The 15,255-nt window shown below is 41.6% G+C and carries 12 protein-coding genes, 2 tRNA genes and 3 rRNA genes; all 17 read left to right on the top strand.

Going from position 1 to position 15,255, the window contains the following annotated elements:
* Window positions 1-4 precede the first annotated feature (4 nt).
* Window positions 5-454: a ribose 5-phosphate isomerase B gene (gene rpiB, locus HMPREF1135_RS08305; RefSeq protein ID WP_007594124.1), complete on the top strand. Its 450-nt coding sequence runs from the start codon at window positions 5-7 to the stop codon at window positions 452-454.
* Between the two features lie 4 nt (window positions 455-458).
* Window positions 459-821, top strand: coding sequence for a hypothetical protein (locus HMPREF1135_RS08300; RefSeq protein ID WP_007594123.1), 363 nt, complete (start codon window positions 459-461; stop codon window positions 819-821).
* Window positions 822-845: 24 nt separating this feature from the next.
* The gene (locus tag HMPREF1135_RS08295) at window positions 846-1,685 is read left to right on the top strand and encodes a pyridoxamine kinase (RefSeq protein WP_007594122.1); all 840 of its coding nucleotides are present in this window, start codon (window positions 846-848) and stop codon (window positions 1,683-1,685) included.
* Window positions 1,682-1,867, top strand: a complete 186-nt coding sequence (locus HMPREF1135_RS08290) for a DUF951 domain-containing protein (RefSeq protein WP_007594120.1) — start codon at window positions 1,682-1,684, stop codon at window positions 1,865-1,867. Before HMPREF1135_RS08295 ends, HMPREF1135_RS08290 begins: the two co-directional genes overlap by 4 nt.
* Entirely contained in the window at window positions 1,867-3,420 is a 1,554-nt protein-coding gene (locus HMPREF1135_RS08285; RefSeq protein WP_007594118.1) for an ABC-F family ATP-binding cassette domain-containing protein, read from the top strand. Before HMPREF1135_RS08290 ends, HMPREF1135_RS08285 begins: the two co-directional genes overlap by 1 nt.
* A gap of 8 nt (window positions 3,421-3,428) precedes the next feature.
* Complete coding sequence (locus tag HMPREF1135_RS08280) at window positions 3,429-3,971, top strand: glutathione peroxidase (protein WP_007594116.1); 543 nt, start codon at window positions 3,429-3,431, stop codon at window positions 3,969-3,971.
* Between the two features lie 458 nt (window positions 3,972-4,429).
* A 16S ribosomal RNA gene (locus HMPREF1135_RS08275) occupies window positions 4,430-5,961 on the top strand.
* 64 nt (window positions 5,962-6,025) lie between these two features.
* Window positions 6,026-6,143: ribosomal RNA gene (rrf, locus tag HMPREF1135_RS08270) — 5S ribosomal RNA — on the top strand.
* Window positions 6,144-6,162: 19 nt separating this feature from the next.
* Window positions 6,163-6,236 (top strand) — tRNA-Ile (locus HMPREF1135_RS08265).
* Between the two features lie 369 nt (window positions 6,237-6,605).
* A 23S ribosomal RNA gene (locus HMPREF1135_RS08260) occupies window positions 6,606-9,493 on the top strand.
* Together the 16S, 23S and 5S rRNA genes with 2 tRNA genes alongside form the textbook arrangement of a ribosomal RNA operon.
* Window positions 9,494-9,549: 56 nt before the next feature.
* Window positions 9,550-9,622 (top strand) — tRNA-Gly (locus tag HMPREF1135_RS08255).
* A 202-nt stretch (window positions 9,623-9,824) separates the two neighbouring features.
* Window positions 9,825-10,241, top strand: a complete 417-nt coding sequence (locus tag HMPREF1135_RS08250; protein WP_007594114.1) for a Fur family transcriptional regulator — start codon at window positions 9,825-9,827, stop codon at window positions 10,239-10,241.
* A gap of 71 nt (window positions 10,242-10,312) precedes the next feature.
* Window positions 10,313-10,849 carry a rubrerythrin gene (gene rbr / locus HMPREF1135_RS08245; RefSeq protein WP_007594112.1) on the top strand — a complete coding sequence of 179 codons (537 nt, stop codon included), beginning with the start codon at window positions 10,313-10,315 and terminating at the stop codon, window positions 10,847-10,849.
* Between the two features lie 214 nt (window positions 10,850-11,063).
* On the top strand, window positions 11,064-11,762 hold the full coding sequence (locus HMPREF1135_RS08240; protein ID WP_007594110.1) for a S1 RNA-binding domain-containing protein: 699 nt from the start codon (window positions 11,064-11,066) through the stop codon (window positions 11,760-11,762).
* 12 nt (window positions 11,763-11,774) lie between these two features.
* Window positions 11,775-13,169: an aminopeptidase gene (locus HMPREF1135_RS08235; RefSeq protein ID WP_007594108.1), complete on the top strand. Its 1,395-nt coding sequence runs from the start codon at window positions 11,775-11,777 to the stop codon at window positions 13,167-13,169.
* Window positions 13,170-13,199: 30 nt separating this feature from the next.
* The gene (gene tig / locus HMPREF1135_RS08230; RefSeq protein ID WP_007594106.1) at window positions 13,200-14,429 is read left to right on the top strand and encodes a trigger factor; all 1,230 of its coding nucleotides are present in this window, start codon (window positions 13,200-13,202) and stop codon (window positions 14,427-14,429) included.
* Window positions 14,429-15,226: an HAD family hydrolase gene (locus tag HMPREF1135_RS08225; RefSeq protein ID WP_007594103.1), complete on the top strand. Its 798-nt coding sequence runs from the start codon at window positions 14,429-14,431 to the stop codon at window positions 15,224-15,226. Before tig ends, HMPREF1135_RS08225 begins: the two co-directional genes overlap by 1 nt.
* Window positions 15,227-15,255 lie beyond the last annotated feature (29 nt).

Raw genomic sequence — 15,255 nt, 5'->3', positions numbered from 1 at the left:
AAATATGAGAATCGGAATAGGAAATGACCATACGGCAGTTGAGCTGAAGGATATTATTACAGAGCATTTAACAGCGGCAGGCTTTGAAGTTGTGGATTTTGGAGCAAAGGCGGGGGAGAGATGTGACTATCCTGTACCGGGAAGAGATGTTGCGGAGGCTATAGTTTCGGGAGAAGTGGATAAAGGAGTACTTATTTGCGGTACAGGTATCGGAATATCTTTGGCTGCAAACAAGGTACCGGGAATCAGAGCGGCAGTTTGTTCAGAACCTTATTCCGCAAAGATGGCGGCACTTCACAATAATGCTCAGATTATTGCATTCGGTGCGAGAGTGGTCGGCTCTGAAATGGCTAAGATGATTGTTGACAGTTTCTTTGAGACTGAGTTTGAAGGCGGCAGACATCAAAACAGAATTGATATTATCAGTGAAATAGAAGAAAAGTACTCAAGGTAAAGACATGGGAATAGCAGATTGGTTCAGTTTTGAAACGGCAAAGCAGAAAAAGAAGAAGATGGATAGATATTATAAAAAACTCTATCCTTTCGGCGAAGAGCAAAAGAACTGGGAACAGGACAGGCTCAATGAAACCTTTCCCAATAATAAAAAGACAAAAAGTTATCATTTTGAACTTTTGATTTTGCGTGAAGGTATTGCAAATCTTTCAGACCCTGATGTATATGATGAGGATGAGGAGCGTCCAAGCGTTGAGGAAGTAATAAAAAACTGGAGAGACAAAGAGACGGTTTACAGATTAAAACCTGAAGAAAAGCAGCAGTTAATTGAAATTGCACTTGAAGAAATAGAAAAATTCAGTAAATAAAAATATATTTGTTGAGGTGGGTTTATGAATAAAAAAGTGTTAACGGTACAGGATATTTCATGTTTCGGACAGTGTTCCACAACGGTGGCATTGCCGATACTTTCAGCTTGCGGAGTGGAGACGGCTATAATGCCGTCTGCAATACTTTCCACCCATACAGGCGGTTTTAGCGGATTTACTTTCAGAGATTTGACAGAGGATTTGCCTAAGATTATGGAGCATTGGAAAAAAGAAGGTATAAACTTTGATGCAATATATACGGGTTATCTCGGAAGTAAGAGGCAGATTGAGATTGTAATTGATTTGTTTAACAATCTTTTAAAAGAAGACGGAATGAGAATAGTCGATCCCGCTATGGCGGACAACGGAAAATTGTATACAGGATTTGATGAAGATTTCGTAAAAGAAATGAGAAATCTTGTAGGTGCAAGTGATATTGTACTTCCGAATATGACTGAAGCCGCTTTACTTACAGGCAGTGAGATAGTACTTGATAATCAAAGCGGCGAATATATTATGAGCATTATATATAAGCTTAGGGATCTCGGTGCAAAAAATATAATATTAAAAGGTATCAGAAATATTGAAGGTAAGCTGGGAATAGCTGTATTTGAAGGAGATACTGAAAGTATTGAGATTTTTTACATTGACAGAATAGAAAAAGATGCACATGGTACAGGAGATTGCTATGCGGCGGCATTTACAGGCGGATTGATGCATGGGAAGAGCTTTAGAGAGGCTGCAAAGATTGCTGCCGAATTTGTTTCGGAAGCTATAACAAAGACAATTGACGATGATAATCATTGGTACGGAGTGAAATTTGAAAAAGCCTTACCGGTTTTAGTGAGAGAGTTGAATAAATGATACAAATAGATGTAGGAGATATACTTACATTGAAAAAGCCACATCCGTGCGGTTCTCATGAGTGGGAAGTGCTTAGGGTCGGTCAGGATTTGAGACTTAAATGTGTAGGTTGCGGACATCAGATGATGATTGCAAGAAAGAGTATAGAAAAAAATATTAAGGCAAAAGGAAAAGATGTATAATGAGTATTTTGAATGTGGAAAATTTGAGCCACGGTTTTGGTGATAGAGCTATTTTTGACAATGTTTCCTTCAGAATGCTAAAAGGTGAGCATATAGGACTTGTTGGTGCCAACGGAGAGGGTAAGTCTACATTCATGAGTGTAGTTACAGGAAAGCTGATGCCTGATGAGGGCAAGATAGAATGGGCGAAAAATGTGCAGATAGGATATTTGGATCAGCATTCTGTATTGGAAGAGGGAACCAGTATAAGAGATGCATTAAAGGGAGCCTATGATCATCTTTTTGATATGGAAAAAAGGATGAATGAGATCTGTGACTTGCTTACTACAGCTGATGAAAGCGTAATGGATGAGCTTATGGAAGAGCTCGGTACTATTCAGGAACTTTTGATGGCACATGATTTCTATACTATTGATGCCAAGGTCGAAGATGTGGCAAATGCGCTGGGACTTACAGATATCGGACTTGAAAGAGATGTAACGGAACTTAGCGGCGGACAAAGAACAAAAATCCTTTTGGCAAAGCTTCTATTACAAAAACCGGATATTTTACTTTTAGATGAGCCTACAAACTATTTGGATGTTGAACATATTGAGTGGCTGAAAAGATATTTACAGGATTATGAGAACGCATTTGTACTTATTTCGCATGATATACCTTTCCTTAATTCTGTGGTAAATATCATATATCATATGGAAAATCAGGAACTCAACAGATATGTAGGAGATTATAATAAATTCCTTGAGGTACATGAGGTAAAGAAAAAACAGCTGGAGGCGGCATATAATCGTCAACAGAAGGAAAGAGAAGAGCTTGCGGATTTTGTTGCCAGAAATAAGGCGAGGGTTGCTACAAGAAATATGGCAATGAGTAGACAAAAAAAGCTGGATAAGATGGATATCATAGAGCTTGCGGCGGAAAAGCCGAAGCCTGAGTTCAATTTTAAAGAGGCCAGAACACCGGGTAAGACTATTTTTGAAACTACAGATCTTGTAATAGGTTATGACTCACCGCTTTCAAAACCTATAAATGTAAGGATGGAAAGAGGAGAAAAGATAGCAATGTTCGGTGCAAACGGTATAGGAAAGTCAACTCTCTTAAAGAGTATACTTGGTCTTACACCGGCATTGTCAGGAAAAACTGTTCTGGGAGACTATCTTGAGATAGGCTATTTTGAGCAGGAAAGCGACAATAAGTCAAAAAATACCTGCATTGAGGAATTGTGGAGTGAATTTCCGGGGTACAGTCAATACGAGGTAAGATCAGCGCTGGCAAAATGCGGTCTCACTACAAAACATATAGAGAGTCTTTTCAGAGTACTCTCCGGTGGAGAGCAGGCAAAGGTGAGACTTTGTAAGCTTATTAACAGGCCTACAAATATTCTTTTTTTGGATGAGCCGACAAATCATTTGGATGTGGATGCAAAGGACGAATTGAAAAGAGCGCTGAAGGCATATAAGGGAAGTATACTGCTGATTTGCCATGAGCCTGTTTTTTACGAAGACTTTATAACAAGAACCATTGACTGCAGAGAGTGGTCACTGAGGGTATAAGATTTTATATGAATTTTTATGATTTAAGAGTAGAAGCGGCTGACGGAAGTACGGTCTCTATGAGTGATTTTAAAGGGAAGGTTGTGCTGGTAGTAAATACTGCTACAGGTTGTGGCTTTACACCACAATATAAATCGCTTGAAGAGATGTATGAAAGGTACAATGAGAAAGGTTTTGAAATAATTGATGTACCCTGTAATCAATTTCGTGATCAGACACCGGGTACAGATGAAGAGATACATGAGTTTTGCACATTAAACTATAATACAAAATTCCCACAGATGAAAAAGTCAGATGTAAACGGTGAAAATGAAATAGAACTTTTCAAATACTTAAAATCACAAAAGAGATTTGAAAGTTTTGGAACGGGCATTAAAGCTTTGGGTATGGCTGCAATGTTAAAGATTATGGATAAGGACTACAAGAATAACCCTGATATCAAATGGAATTTTACAAAGTTTGTTATTGATAGAGAAGGTCAAGTGGTAGCAAGATTTGAGCCTACTATAGATATGAAAAAGGTAGAAGAGTTTGTGGCATCTTTAATATAGAAAATTTAAAAAAACATAAAACAAAGGTTGACAGGACAGTGTGTAAGGTGTAGAATGATACCACTGTCCTAAAAAGATAGAAAAAATAAAATCAAATGTTTCTAAAAACAATAGAAAATACTCTTGACATGATTTAGAAAGTTTGATACTATATCAAAGTTGCTCAAAAAGAGCAAAGAAAGTTCAGAAAAACTTTTCAAAACAACTTAAAAAGTTATTGACAAGATAAAATGAACTTGATATAATGGCTAAGCTGTTTCAAACAGCGAAGCAAATGAACCTTGATAATTTAAGATTAAACAGTACATACAACCCTGAAAATAACTTAATTATTTATAAAATAATTGATGAGATTTCAGTAAAAAACAACGTTTAGATTCGAACAGAATTTAAAACCTTTAAAAAACAGTAGATCTGTGAAAACAGATGCAAGCTAGCGAGAAGGCTAGATTAAACTTTTATATGAGAGTTTGATCCTGGCTCAGGATGAACGCTGGCGGCGTGCTTAACACATGCAAGTCGAACGAAGCTGCCCAAAGGAAGTTTTCGGATGGAATTTAGGTAGACTTAGTGGCGGACGGGTGAGTAACGCGTGGATAACCTGCCTTATACAGGGGGATAACGGAGAGAAATTTCCGCTAAGACCGCATAAGACCACAGCACCGCATGGTGCAGGGGTAAAATATTTATAGGTATAAGATGGATCCGCGTCCGATTAGCTAGTTGGTGAGGTAAAGGCCCACCAAGGCGACGATCGGTAGCCGGCCTGAGAGGGTGAACGGCCACATTGGGACTGAGACACGGCCCAAACTCCTACGGGAGGCAGCAGTGGGGAATATTGGACAATGGGGGAAACCCTGATCCAGCGACGCCGCGTGAGTGAAGAAGTATTTCGGTATGTAAAGCTCTATCAGCAGGGAAGAAAATGACGGTACCTGACTAAGAAGCCCCGGCTAACTACGTGCCAGCAGCCGCGGTAATACGTAGGGGGCAAGCGTTATCCGGATTTACTGGGTGTAAAGGGAGCGCAGACGGCAATGCAAGTCTGAAGTGAAAGGCGTGGGCTTAACCCATGAACTGCTTTGGAAACTGTATAGCTTGAGTGTCGGAGGGGTAAGCGGAATTCCTAGTGTAGCGGTGAAATGCGTAGATATTAGGAGGAACACCGGAGGCGAAGGCGGCTTACTGGACGACAACTGACGTTGAGGCTCGAAGGCGTGGGGAGCAAACAGGATTAGATACCCTGGTAGTCCACGCAGTAAACGATGAATACTTGGTGTCGGGGAGGTAAACTCTTCGGTGCCGCAAGCTAACGCATTAAGTATTCCACCTGGGGAGTACGTTCGCAAGAATGAAACTCAAAGGAATTGACGGGGACCCGCACAAGCGGTGGAGCATGTGGTTTAATTCGAAGCAACGCGAAGAACCTTACCAAATCTTGACATACTCTTGAATAGCTTTGTAATGAAGCTAGTCTTTCGGGACAAGGGATACAGGTGGTGCATGGTTGTCGTCAGCTCGTGTCGTGAGATGTTGGGTTAAGTCCCGCAACGAGCGCAACCCTTGTCGTCAGTAGCCAGCAGTAAGATGGGCACTCTGACGAGACAGCCGGAGATAATCCGGAGGAAGGTGGGGATGACGTCAAATCATCATGCCCCTTATGATTTGGGCTACACACGTGCTACAATGGCGTAAACAAAGTGAAGCAAAGCCGCGAGGTCAAGCAAATCACAAAAATAACGTCTCAGTTCGGATTGTAGTCTGCAACTCGACTATATGAAGCTGGAATCGCTAGTAATCGCAGATCAGAATGCTGCGGTGAATACGTTCCCGGGTCTTGTACACACCGCCCGTCACACCATGGGAGTCATCAATGCCCGAAGTCAGTGACCTAACCGTAAGGAAGGAGCTGCCGAAGGCAGGGAGGATAACTGGGGTGAAGTCGTAACAAGGTAGCCGTATCGGAAGGTGCGGCTGGATCACCTCCTTTCTAAGGATAAAGTAGGGGTTGTGAGTACTGTTTAGTTTTGAATGATCAAGGCTAAAAAAAACTTAGCGGTGTCGATGCGTCCAGGGGACACACCCGTTCCCATTCCGAACACGATGGTTAAGACCTGGTCGGCCGATGGTACTATACTGGAGACGGTATGGGAGAGTAGGTGGATGCCGCTGCATTTTTAACTTAATATAAGGGCTTATAGCTCAGCCGGTTAGAGCGCACGCCTGATAAGCGTGAGGTCGGTGGTTCGAGTCCACTTAAGCCCATGCATTGTTTTCTTAGCGAAGACGAGAGAAAGCGAAGTTTGAGGTTAGAAAACAAGCACACCTTGCATAGCGAAGCGGAGCAATGGTGTTTCCATAAAGAGAGACTACATCAGATATTCCTTTGGAAAGGATGAAAGATGTTGAAGTTCGAATCTTTAAGTCTCATTTGCAGAGAAGTTCTCTGCATGATGTACCTTGAAAACTGCATACCAAACGAGAAATTATATAAATATTTTATAATTAGACATCCGAGGTACTAATTACTAAGTATAATTAGTGATTAGTATTTAATAACAAAAATAAATTTTTAAACATAGTGTATGATACACGCTAGTGTCATACATAACACTAAATCTAAATGATTTAAGAGGTTAAACATAAAGAGCGTAGGGTGGATGCCTAGGCACTGACAGCCGAAGAAAGACGTGACAAGCTGCGAAAAGCTGCGGGGAGAAGCACATATTCAATGATCTGCAGATGTCTGAATGGGGAAACCCACTTGGAAGAACTCCAAGTATCTGTACGCCAATACATAACGTACAGAGGGGAACCCGGTGAACTGAAACATCTAAGTAGCCGGAGGAAAAGAAAACAACAGTGATTGCGAAAGTAGCGGCGAGCGAAATCGTAAGAGCCCAAACCGTGGTGCGTGCACTGCGGGGTAGAGGACTGCAATACGAGTAAGATATATTACCTGAACCGTTTTGGAAAAGCGGGCCAAAGAGCGTGAGAGCCGTGTAAGGGAAAGTATATTGAATCCAGCAGTATCCGGAGTACCACGAGACACGAGAAACCTTGTGGGAAGCAGGGGGGACCACCCCCCAAGGCTAAATACTAGTCAGTGACCGATAGCGTATAGTACTGTGAAGGAAAGGTGAAAAGAACCCCGGGAGGGGAGTGAAAAAGAACCTGAAACCCTATGTTTACAAACTGTGGAACACCGAAAGGTGAACCGCGTACTTTTTGTAGAACGGTCCGGCGAGTTACATGTACAGGCGAGGTTAAGTATTAAAGATACGGAGCCGAAGGGAAACCAAGTCTTAATAGGGCGATAATAGTCAGTATGTGTAGACCCGAAACCGGGTGATCTATCCATGTCCAGGTTGAAGTTCGCGTAAAAGTGAATGGAGGATCGAACGCACATCCGTTGAAAAGGGTGGCGATGAGGTGTGGATAGGGGAGAAATTCCAATCGAACCCGGAGATAGCTGGTTCTCCTCGAAATAGTTTTAGGACTAGCCTCGTTATTAGTCTACCGGAGGTAGAGCACTGAATTTTTGCGGGGGCGTCAAAGCCTACCAAGAGATATCAAACTCCGAATGCCGGCTAGATGATTGACGGGAGTCAGACTACACGAGATAAGTTGGGTAGTCAAAAGGGAAAGAGCCCAGACCTACGGCTAAGGTCCCAAAGTGTGTGTTAAGTGGAAAAGGATGTGGGATTTCGAAGACAGCTAGGATGTTGGCTTAGAAGCAGCCATACATTAAAAGAGTGCGTAACAGCTCACTAGTCGAGAGGTCCTGCGCCGAAAATGTCCGGGGCTAAACACAACACCGAAGCCTAGGAATGTATTATATACATTGGTAGAGGAGCATTCTTAGAGGCGTAGAAGCCATACCGGAAGGAATGGTGGAGTAATAAGAAGAGAGAATGCCGGAATGAGTAGCGAGAAAGAGGTGAGAATCCTCTTGGCCGAATATCTAAGGTTTCCTGAGTAAAGCTGATCTACTCAGGGTAAGTCGGGGCCTAAGGCAAGGTCGAAAGACGTAGTCGATGGATAACAGGTACAGATTCCTGTACTACATATAATCAGAACTGTGGGGACATGGAGACTGAAACCGAACCCGGGAGGACAAAAACCGGGGCAAGCGAAGTACCTGTATGGGAGGAAAAACCACCATACAAGGGGAAAACGTGATGCGTACCGAAAATTAGTAGGGAAGTCGGTTAGGGAGCCGTCAAGAAAAGCCGCTATTGTGTTATATGTACCCGTACCGCAAACCGACACAGGTAGATGAGGAGAGAATCCTAAGGCCGGCGGGAGAAGCATTGTTAAGGAACTCGGCAAAATGACCCCGTAACTTCGGGAGAAGGGGTGCCACTAGCAATAGTGGTCGCAGAAAAAAGGCTCAAGCAACTGTTTAGCAAAAACACAGGTCTATGCGAAACCGCAAGGTGAAGTATATGGGCTGACGCCTGCCCGGTGCCGGAAGGTTAAGAGGAGAAGTCAGGAAACGAAGCTTTGAATTGAAGCCCCGGTAAACGGCGGCCGTAACTATAACGGTCCTAAGGTAGCGAAATTCCTTGTCGGGTAAGTTCCGACCCGCACGAAAGGCGTAATGATTTGAGCGCTGTCTCAACAATGCACCCGGTGAAATTGAAGTACCAGTGAAGATGCTGGTTACCCGCGCCAGGACGGAAAGACCCCATGGAGCTTTACTCCAGTTTGGTACTGGGATTCGGTAATACTCGTACAGGATAGGTGGGAGACTAAGAAGCATGGACGCCAGTTTATGCAGAGTCGCCGTTGGGATACCACCCCTGTATTGCTGGATTTCTAACCTGCGGCCGTTATCCGGCCGGGGGACAATGCCAGACGGGGAGTTTGACTGGGGCGGTCGCCTCCGAAAGAGTATCGGAGGCGCTCGAAGGTTCCCTCAGAATGGTCGGAAACCATTCAAAGAGTGCAAAGGCAGAAGGGAGCTTGACTGCGACACCGACGGGTGGAGCAGGTACGAAAGTAGGACTTAGTGATCCGGTGGCATAAAGTGGGATTGCCATCGCTCAACGGATAAAAGCTACCCTGGGGATAACAGGCTTATCACTCCCAAGAGTTCACATCGACGGAGTGGTTTGGCACCTCGATGTCGGCTCATCGCATCCTGGGGCTGTAGCAGGTCCCAAGGGTTGGGCTGTTCGCCCATTAAAGCGGTACGCGAGCTGGGTTCAGAACGTCGTGAGACAGTTCGGTCCCTATCCGGCGTGGGCGTAAGATATTTGAGAGGAGCCGTCCTTAGTACGAGAGGACCGGGACGGACTGACCGCTGGTGTACCTGTTGGAGAGTAACTCCATGGCAGGGTAGCTATGTCGGGACGGGATAAACGCTGAAGGCATCTAAGCGTGAAGCCCCCCTCAAGATGGGATATCTCATGTGAAAACAGTAAGACCCCTTGAAGACTACGAGGTAGATAGGGCCAAGATGTAAGTACAGTAATGTATTAAGTTGATGGTTACTAATAGGTCGAGGGTTTAACCAAAAGATAGGAAAAAATTTATAATAACTCGGAATTGGTAGGCAGTTTTGAAGGTATATGCGCGAGTGGCTCAGTTGGTGGAGTACGACCTTGCCAAGGTCGGGGTCGCGGGTTCGAGTCCCGTCTCGCGCTCTGAAAGAAGTCTTATTTTAAGGCTTCTTTTTTATTTTGTATACGATTGCTACTGAAAGATTTGCTGACTTTTTGAAAATAGAATACATGAATATGTATAAAAAAGCATACACTATATATTAAATGATATTTTTTCTTGACAATATATTATTAGATGCTATACTTAAACAGTAATGATTCTTATTTTTAGAAAGGGATATACATGAAGGATCTAAAATACAGTAGACAAAGGGAGGCTATCTTAGACAACTTGAGGTCTAGAGTCGATCATCCTACAGCTGATATGCTCTTTCAGTCACTACGAAAAGATGATCCTAAGATTAGCTTAGGCACTGTTTATCGAAATCTCGGCTTGCTCGCCGATCTTGGTCGTATAAACAAGATTTCCGCTCAAAACGGAATCGAAAGGTATGATTATAATACCAATGAACATTATCATTTTTCATGTAAGGCATGTTCAAAGCTCATTGACTTGCCGGCCGATATCGCAAAAGATTTAAATGACAAGGCAGTGCATAATGATATTGGAATGGTAGAAAATCATTCACTTATTTTTTATGGCTATTGTAAGGAATGCTATCAAAAAATGATTTATATGGATTCGAAAAAGGCTGTTTAGCCTTTGAATCTTTTAAGTCGGCATTTCATATCAATATAGTAATTTTTGATATTTATAAGGAGGAAATTTTTATGTCAAAGTACGCAGGAACAAAAACAGAGAAGAACTTAATGGATGCATTTGCAGGTGAGTCACAGGCTAGAAATAAGTATACATATTACGCTTCAGTAGCTAAGAAAGCAGGATATGAGCAGATGGCAGCTCTTTACCTTGAGACAGCAGAGCAGGAGAAGGAGCATGCAAAGATGTGGTTTAAGGAGTTCCACGGAATCGGAACACCTGAGGAGAACCTTGTAGATGCTGCAGCAGGTGAGAACTTTGAGTGGACAGATATGTATGCTCGTATGGCAAGAGAAGCAAGAGAAGAAGGATTTGAGGCTCTTGCAAAGAAATTTGAACTTGTAGCAAAGGTTGAGGCAAGCCACGAGAAGAGATATCTTCAGCTCCTTGAGCATTTAAAGAATGAAGGAACTTTCAAGGGAGACGCTCCTCTTGGTTGGAAGTGCCGTAACTGTGGATATATCCACGAGGGTGCTGACGCTCCTGCAGTATGTCCATGTTGTGCTCATCCACAGGCATACTTTGAGAGAATGACTGTAAACTATTAATATTTAGATTTACAAAACATCTTCACAATAGTGTAAAATCTTAAATTAGGTATATACTCCCCGACAGCTCAATCGGGGAGCTTTTTAATATTTACCGCAGCTATAGTCAAATGCGGTGAAGATGTGATATAATAATATCTATTGTTTTATGATAGAAAGAAAGCAAGGTTAAATTGCTATTATTAAAACGAAATAAAATATTTTGGAGGTCAACATGGCAGAAGAGACAATGAAGGATTTTGAGAAGGAGCTTGAAGAGTCATATAAAACTATGGATACAAAAGAAGATCCGGATGCAGGAAAGTGGGATGTCTTTGAAAAGATGTTAGCTGAGAAGACAGTTGCAAAGGTTAAGATTACAGAGGTTGTTAAGGGTGGATGTATCGCATTCTTAGAGGAAGTAAGAGCATTTATTCCGGCAAGTCAGTTATCAACACAGTATGTAGAGAATCTTGACGAGTTCCTCAGTAAGAGCCTTGAGGTTGTTGTAATCACATCCGAGCCTGCTAAGAAGAAACTTGTTCTCAGCCACAGAGCAATTGAGAAGGAAGAGGCTAAGAAGGAGAGACAGGCTAAGCTTGACAGTGTTAAGGTTGGCGATGTTCTTGAGGGTAAGGTTGATTCAATCAAGGATTACGGCGCTTTCATCGATCTTGGAGACGGAATCTCAGGATTACTTCATGTATCACAGATTTCAAACCAGAGAGTAAAGAACCCTGCAGCAGTACTCAAAGAGGGTGAGACTGTAAAGGTTAAAGTAACAGGTATTAAAGATGGAAAGATTTCACTTTCAAAGAAAGCACTTGAGGAGAATGTAGAACCTAAGGATCCTTCAAAGGGCTTTAAATATGTAGAAAAGGGAGTTGCATCTACATCTTTAGCAGGATTATTAAAGGATATTAAATTAGACTAAAGGAGTGTTCGTATGGCAGAAAGTAAAGCAAAAGCTCTGCAAAAAGAACTTTCATTTGAATATCCTCATATAGCAAAAGAGTCTCCTGAGCAAATTTCAAAAGCTCAGGAGTTTGCTGAAGGCTATAAGAAATTTTTAGATAAGTCAAAGACCGAGAGAGAAGTGGTAAAAGAAGCTGTCAGCTTACTTGAGGCAAACGGATATACAGTTTTTGACCCTAAAAAGAGCTATAAAGCCGGGGATAAGGTATATAAAGTAAACAGAAAAAAAGCAATACTTGCATCTACAATAGGTAGTGAGCCTATCACTGAAGGTTTAAGGATTAACGGAGCGCATATTGATTCTCCAAGACTTGATCTCAGACCTAATCCGCTCTATGAAAAGAGTGAGATATCATATTTCAAAACTCATTACTATGGTGGAATAAGAAAGTATCAGTGGGCAACCATACCGCTTTCAATGCATGGTGTTATATTTAGAAAAGACGGCAGTTTTGTTGAGATAAACCTTGGTGAAAAAGAAGAGGATCCGGTATTTTATATAAGTGATCTGCTTCCACATCTTTCAAGCAAGCAAGATCAAAGAAAACTGTCGGAAGGTATCAAAGGTGAGGAATTAAATATTTTCCTCGGAACATTGCCGTTTGATGATACCGATGATGTAAAAGAGGCTGTAAAGCTTAAGACACTTGAAATATTAAATAATATGTACGGTGTTACAGAGAGAGATTTTGCGAGAGCGGAGATAGAATTTGTCCCTGCAACAAAGGCAAGAGATATCGGCCTTGATCGTTCACTTGTAGGAGGATACGGTCATGATGACAGAGTCTGTGCTTATCCTGCGCTTATAGCGGAGATTGAAGCGAAGAATCCGAAGTATACAACACTTACAATACTTGCAGACAAAGAGGAGATAGGTTCAGCAGGAAATACAGGACTTCATTCTCACTTTGTGTATGATTATATAGAGTATTTGTCACAGAGCTTCGGTGCTGATGTAAAAGAAGTATGTGAGAAATCATCATGTCTTTCATCAGATGTAAATGCCGCATTTGATCCTACTTTCCCTGATGTGTTTGAGCCTAACAACTCATCATATCTGAACAGAGGTTGTGTACTTACAAAGTATACAGGTTCCAGAGGAAAGTATTCTTCATCAGATGCAAGTGCAGAGTTTATGAATAAAGTTATATCAATAATGGAAGAAAACAATGTACATTGGCAGATAGGAGAATTGGGCGCCCTTGACGTTGGTGGTGGCGGTACCATTGCTCAGTATGTCGCAATGATGAATATAGATGTAGTAGATTTGGGAGTTCCCGTAATCTCTATGCATTCACCATATGAGGTGATATCAAAATTAGATTTATATAATACATATCTTGCATTTAAGGCATTTTATTTATAATGTCGGATGCAGGGTGAGAGGTTTTTATTTATGAAATTAAAAAAGTTAGCTTTGATAGGAATGGTTGTTGTAGCTACAATGAGTGCATGTGGTATACAAAAAAAAGAGGCTACCGAGACTCAGACAACAGCAGAGGGAGAATCAAAGGCAAATGCAGATGTGAAAAGACCAAGTGATTACGGTACAGCCGAGCTTGGAAAGTATGTCGGTGTGGAAATACCTAATATCGATACAAGTGTAAGTGATCAGGATGTGGAAGCACAGATAAATACTGAATTAACGCAGGATCCTGATGTGGTTGAAGTAACAGACAGAGCCGTACAGGAAGGTGATACGGTAAATATTGATTACACAGGTACAAAGGACGGAGTTGCCTTTGACGGAGGATCTGCAACAGGTTATAATTTGGTAATCGGAAGCAACAGCTTTATCGAAGGATTTGAGGCAGGACTTATAGGTCACAGCATCGGAGAAGATGTAAAACTTGATCTTACATTCCCTAAGGATTACAATAATGCAGATTTAGCCGGAGCCGCAGTGGTATTTGACGTAAAAATAAATTCAATATCTGTGTCAACTCCTGCAACTCTTACGGATGAGTGGGTAAATAAGCATACAAACGGCGAGCAGAAAACAGTAGATGAGTTTAGAGCTGCCGTAAAGGCAAAACTTGAGGAACAAAGAAGTAAGAGCGCAAAGTCACAGGATCAGTACAATGCGATTGCTGCCGTAATTGCAGACTCAAAATTTGAAATGAAGGATGAGGCTATTGACTTTGAATATAACAATATCTACAAGCCTATCGATAATATGATTACACAGTACGGTATGGATCTTGATCAGTATGCTTCAGCTTACGGCATGAGTGCGGATGAACTCAAAACACAGATCAGAAATCAGGCTGAAAGCTATGTTAAGCAGGTTATTGTCACAAGAGAAATCTATAAGAAAGAGAAAATGTCTCTTACAGATGAGGATTACCAGGTAGTTGTAGATTTAAACGGTGGTTCTTTGACAAAAGATGAGCTTATACAGCAGTATGGTAAAGATGAAGTTGAAGAAACAGCCAAGACATATAAAGTTGTAAACTTTATCCTTGACAATGCCAAGAGAACAGATGTTACAGTAAACATCAACGGTGAGACTATGGGCAGTGAAGAGGGCGCAAGCGCTGAAGGTGCAAATGAAGAGACTACAGCTAAGGGAGAAAGCGAAGCTTCCGAGAGTGCAGCTGCTGAAGGCAGTGAGGCGGCACAATAATGAAAGCACTGTTCTTTGATATAGATGGTACCTTAATTGACAATGATACTAAACAGGTGCCGAAATCCGCATTAAAAGCCATAGAAGAAGCGAGAGCTGCCGGACATTTGACATTTATAAATACCGGAAGAGTAGAATGTATAATAGGAAATATTAAAAACAGATTTAATATGGACGGTTATATTTGTGGATGCGGAACACAGATAGTTGTCGGAGACAAGACCATCTTTGAGAAGAGGATAGATCATAACAGAGGCATTGAAATAAAAAAACTGTTAAAGAAATTTAATGTTGAAGGTATGCTTGAGGCGAGGCAGGGAATTTATTTTCCTGCCAAACCTTTTGCATATCCTGAGATTACAGAGAATATATTTGATGCGATATGTTCCACTGTAGAACCGTCTGTGGGAGAATTTGAAAAGGATGATTATGACTTTGATAAATTCTGTATTATAGACGATCCGAGATTTTCAAGGAGTGATCTGAAATCATTTTTTGCTGAATGCGATGATTTTGATATAATAGATCGAGGCGCAGGATTTTATGAATGTGTGCCATATCCTTGTTCAAAGGGAAAAGCTGTACTTCAAGTGCTGGATTATTACAATATAGCATTGGAAGATGCTTATGTATTTGGGGATAGTATGAATGATTTGCCGATGTTTACATGCGGAGCCGGGAACAGAATACTTCTTGGGGAGCATGATACCGCATTGGAAGAATATGCTACATACTTTGCAAAAAAAGTATCAGAAGATGGGATATATTTATCAATGAAAGAGCTTGGACTTATATAGTAACTTTCATTGACATTAGTATTTGGAGA

The organism is Lachnoanaerobaculum sp. OBRC5-5 (assembly GCF_000296385.1).
Classification (GTDB): domain Bacteria; phylum Bacillota; class Clostridia; order Lachnospirales; family Lachnospiraceae; genus Lachnoanaerobaculum.
The sequence above is the reverse complement of the archived record's forward strand: the minus strand, read 5'-3'. Positions and strand labels throughout refer to the sequence as shown.

What these genes read in the sequence shown, in the direction of transcription:
- rpiB (WP_007594124.1), top strand. Translation starts at nt 5, where the DNA reads ATGAGAATCGGAATAGGAAATGACCATACGGCAGTTGAGCTGAAGGAT.
- HMPREF1135_RS08300 (WP_007594123.1), top strand. Translation starts at nt 459, where the DNA reads ATGGGAATAGCAGATTGGTTCAGTTTTGAAACGGCAAAGCAGAAAAAG.
- HMPREF1135_RS08295 (WP_007594122.1), top strand. Translation starts at nt 846, where the DNA reads ATGAATAAAAAAGTGTTAACGGTACAGGATATTTCATGTTTCGGACAG.
- HMPREF1135_RS08290 (WP_007594120.1), top strand. Translation starts at nt 1,682, where the DNA reads ATGATACAAATAGATGTAGGAGATATACTTACATTGAAAAAGCCACAT.
- HMPREF1135_RS08285 (WP_007594118.1), top strand. Translation starts at nt 1,867, where the DNA reads ATGAGTATTTTGAATGTGGAAAATTTGAGCCACGGTTTTGGTGATAGA.
- HMPREF1135_RS08280 (WP_007594116.1), top strand. Translation starts at nt 3,429, where the DNA reads ATGAATTTTTATGATTTAAGAGTAGAAGCGGCTGACGGAAGTACGGTC.
- HMPREF1135_RS08250 (WP_007594114.1), top strand. Translation starts at nt 9,825, where the DNA reads ATGAAGGATCTAAAATACAGTAGACAAAGGGAGGCTATCTTAGACAAC.
- rbr (WP_007594112.1), top strand. Translation starts at nt 10,313, where the DNA reads ATGTCAAAGTACGCAGGAACAAAAACAGAGAAGAACTTAATGGATGCA.
- HMPREF1135_RS08240 (WP_007594110.1), top strand. Translation starts at nt 11,064, where the DNA reads ATGGCAGAAGAGACAATGAAGGATTTTGAGAAGGAGCTTGAAGAGTCA.
- HMPREF1135_RS08235 (WP_007594108.1), top strand. Translation starts at nt 11,775, where the DNA reads ATGGCAGAAAGTAAAGCAAAAGCTCTGCAAAAAGAACTTTCATTTGAA.
- tig (WP_007594106.1), top strand. Translation starts at nt 13,200, where the DNA reads ATGAAATTAAAAAAGTTAGCTTTGATAGGAATGGTTGTTGTAGCTACA.
- HMPREF1135_RS08225 (WP_007594103.1), top strand. Translation starts at nt 14,429, where the DNA reads ATGAAAGCACTGTTCTTTGATATAGATGGTACCTTAATTGACAATGAT.